Below are 3,211 nucleotides of genomic sequence, written 5' to 3' on the forward strand. Positions count from 1 at the left end.
CTGGCGGACGCAGGTGCGTTTCATCGGCGCCGGAGTGATCGGAGTCGCCGCGATCTGGACCCTGCTCCGGATCATGGGCCCGATCCTCAAGGGCATCACGAGCGCGCTTGCCGCCTCGCGGGCGCGGAAGGCCGGAGGCGAGGGCCTGCCGCGCGAGGAGCGGGACATCCCGATGGGCATCGTCGCCCTCGTGTCCGGCGCAGCGCTCATCCCGATCGCCTTCCTGCTCGCGCAGTTCATCGCCGGGGGTCCGCTCGAGGCGGTCTCCGTGCCGCTGATCGGCCTCACCCTGGTTTTCATCCTGGTGGCGGGCGCATTCATCGCCTCCGTCTGCGGCTATATGGCCGGTCTGATCGGCGCCTCGAACAGCCCGATCTCAGGCGTGGGCATCCTCTCCATCATCTCGGCGGCATTGCTGCTCGCAATCTTCTTTGCGCCTTCGCTCGGCGAGGGATCGGAGCAGGCGCTGATCGCCTATGCGATCTTCACCACCGCGATCGTGTTCGGCGTCGCCACCATCTCCAATGACAATCTGCAGGATCTGAAGACCGGGCAGCTCGTCGGAGCGACGCCCTGGCGGCAGCAGGTGGCGCTCGTGTTCGGCGTCCTGTTCGGTTCGGCGGTGATCCCGCCCGTGCTCGACCTCCTCAACACCGCCTACGGCTTTGCCGGCGCCCCAGGGGCAGGAGCAGGCGCCTTGCCGGCACCTCAGGCGGCGCTCGTGTCCGCCCTCGCGTCAGGCGTGCTCGGCGGCGACCTCGACTGGACCCTGATCGGCATCGGAGCCGCGGCCGGCGTTGTGATCGTCATCATCGATGAGGTTCTGAGCCGAACCGGCAAGCTCCGCCTCCACCCGCTCGGCGTCGGCATCGGCATCTACCTGCCGATGGCGACCACGCTCACGGTCGTGATCGGCGCGGTTGTCGGCTATGTTTACGACCGCCGCATGGAGCGGACCTCCCGCGATCCCGAGCGGGCGAAGCGGATGGGCGTACTTGCGGCGACCGGCATGATCGTCGGCGAGAGCCTGTTCAACGTCGCTTATGCCGCTCTGGTGGTCGGCTCCGGCAGCGATGCTCCGATCGCGGTGGTCGGCGACGAATTCGCCACCGCGGCCGCGATCGGGGGCACCTTGCTCTTCATCCTGCTGGTCGCGTGGCTCTACCGCCGCAGTGCGGCTGAGCCACGCTGACCGGCCTCAGATCCGCTTCGCTTCGAACCAGCGGGTGATGTCGGGAAGCCGCGTCTGGCGCACCCGCACCCTTTCCTGGATTGCAACGATCGCCTGATCGGCCGGTCGGCGCGATTCCGGCGTCATGTAGCGCGTCGCATAATCCTGGATTTTCGCGATGGTCGCCGGGTCCGCGGATCCGGCCGCAAGTTGCGGGAAGTAGCGGGTGCGCGAGGAGGCATCGACGAGATTGCCCACCGCTTCCCGGTTCTGAAGCGCGAAATCGTAGGCGAGCTCCGGGTGGCGCGCAGCGACGGCGCTGATGATGCCCGGGCTGGTCGTCGCTCCCGGCTCCGGCGTCAGCGCCAGCTCGAGCGCCCGCCGCGCCAGCGCGGGATCGCGCGCAGCGCCGAGCTGCCGGTAAAGCTGAGCCTTCACGAGCGGGTTCGTCTCTGCTTGCGCCTGCGCGCGGAGCCGGTCCCACTCGGCGGGCGTGACGTTCAGCGCCACGACGCTGGTGATGGTGCTGCGGAGTGGTCCGGCGCGGACGGAGGGATCGTTGGTGGTGAACCGCCGCGTCGCCTCCGCCACGACCGCCCGGTCCCCCACTGAGCCGAGCGTGGCGATCAGGTTGGACCGGAGCACGCCGACATTGGCAAGTTCGGTGGCCTTGGGCGCCCAGCCGATGCGGTTCAGCACCGGCGACAGCTTGGCAGAGGTGTAGCGGCCGACCACCGCCTGCCGCTGCGGGTCGCCGTCATACATGCGGTAGATGGAGCCCAAGATCGAAGCCACGCTCGCCCAGACGCGCGGGTTGGCGTCGGCTGGCACGCGGTCAATCATGTCGAGCGCTTCCGACGCCGATTGAAGGCCCGATAGGCCGAGCCCCCAGGTGTCGGCGAGGAGGCCGATCTGGTCGATCGTCGGAAGGCTCGGGAAGCTCGCCGTCAGCCGCTCGAGCAAAGCGGGGGTGTAGAGGGTGCGGTAATAGCCGGTCTGGCCGCTGTTGACGATGACCGGGCCGCAGCCGGGCACGGTGAGCGATGCAGCGCCGCCGGTCACCACCGTCCGCGCATCCTGCTTGCTACCGAGGGTGGAGGCGATCACCGGCACGCGCCAGGAAAGCGACTGCTTGTTCGGCCTGTCGCGCGTGAACTCGTCCTGCCGGAGCGTCAGGTTCGTCCGGCCGCCGTTGCAGGTTGCGTTCTCGACCCGGATCAGCGGCACGCCCGGCTGCAGCGTGAAATCATGCGCGATCGCCGTCACCGGCTTGCCCGAGGCAGCCTCGATCTTCTGCCAGAGATTGTCGGTGACGGTGTTCTTCAGCCGGTAGGTGCGCATATAATCCTGCACCCCGCGCCGCCACGCATCTTCGCCGACATAGTCCTCGAGCATCGTGATCACCGCCTCACCCTTTTGATAGGTGATCGCGTCGAATGCCTGGCTAATCTGGTCGACGGTGGTGATGCGCTGAACGACCGGGTGGGTGGTCGCCACCGAATCGAGCCCCATCGCCTGCTCGCGCCCGCCGACGCGGGACAGTTCAGGCTGCCATTCGGGATGGAGGGCCGTGGTCGCCTTGGTCGCCATCCAGGAGGCGAAGCCTTCGTTCAGCCACAGATCGTCCCACCAGGCCATCGTCACCAGATTGCCGAACCATTGATGGGCGATCTCGTGCGCGGCCGTCTCGAAGATGCCTTGCCGCGTCGCTTCCGTGGTGATTGCCGGATCGACGAGAAGGATGCTCTCGAACGAGAAGATCGCGCCCCAATTCTCCATTGCTCCGAAGAACTGGCTGCTTCCGGGGCCGGCGACGTTGTCGAGCTTCGGCAGCGGGTAGGGCGTTCCGAAATAGTCGTTGAACCAGGGCACGACCTGCGCCGAGCCTTCGAGCGCGAACCGGCCCTTCTCCGCATCGCCCTTCTTGGTGACGACGCCGATCTCGGTGCCGCCTTTGGCGGTGGTGGTGATCCGGTCGAAATCGCCGACGCCGAGGAAGAGCAGATAGCTCGACATTGGCGGCGTCGTCTGGAACGTCAC

The 3,211-nt window shown here is 67.5% G+C and carries 2 protein-coding genes; one reads left to right on the top strand and one right to left on the bottom strand.

The annotated features are described in order from the left end of the window. Window positions 1–1,192 (top strand): OPT family oligopeptide transporter (locus VF662_RS00990; protein WP_464136641.1); only part of this gene is annotated, 1,192 nt, incomplete at its 5' end. A gap of 6 nt (window positions 1,193–1,198) precedes the next feature. Here the strand turns inward: VF662_RS00990 and VF662_RS00995 are convergent. After that, window positions 1,199–3,211, bottom strand: a 2,013-nt coding sequence (locus tag VF662_RS00995; RefSeq protein WP_464136643.1) for a M1 family metallopeptidase, incomplete at its 5' end; no start/stop codon positions are given.

It is taken from the genome of Allosphingosinicella sp., assembly GCF_036387215.1.
GTDB lineage: Bacteria > Pseudomonadota > Alphaproteobacteria > Sphingomonadales > Sphingomonadaceae > Allosphingosinicella.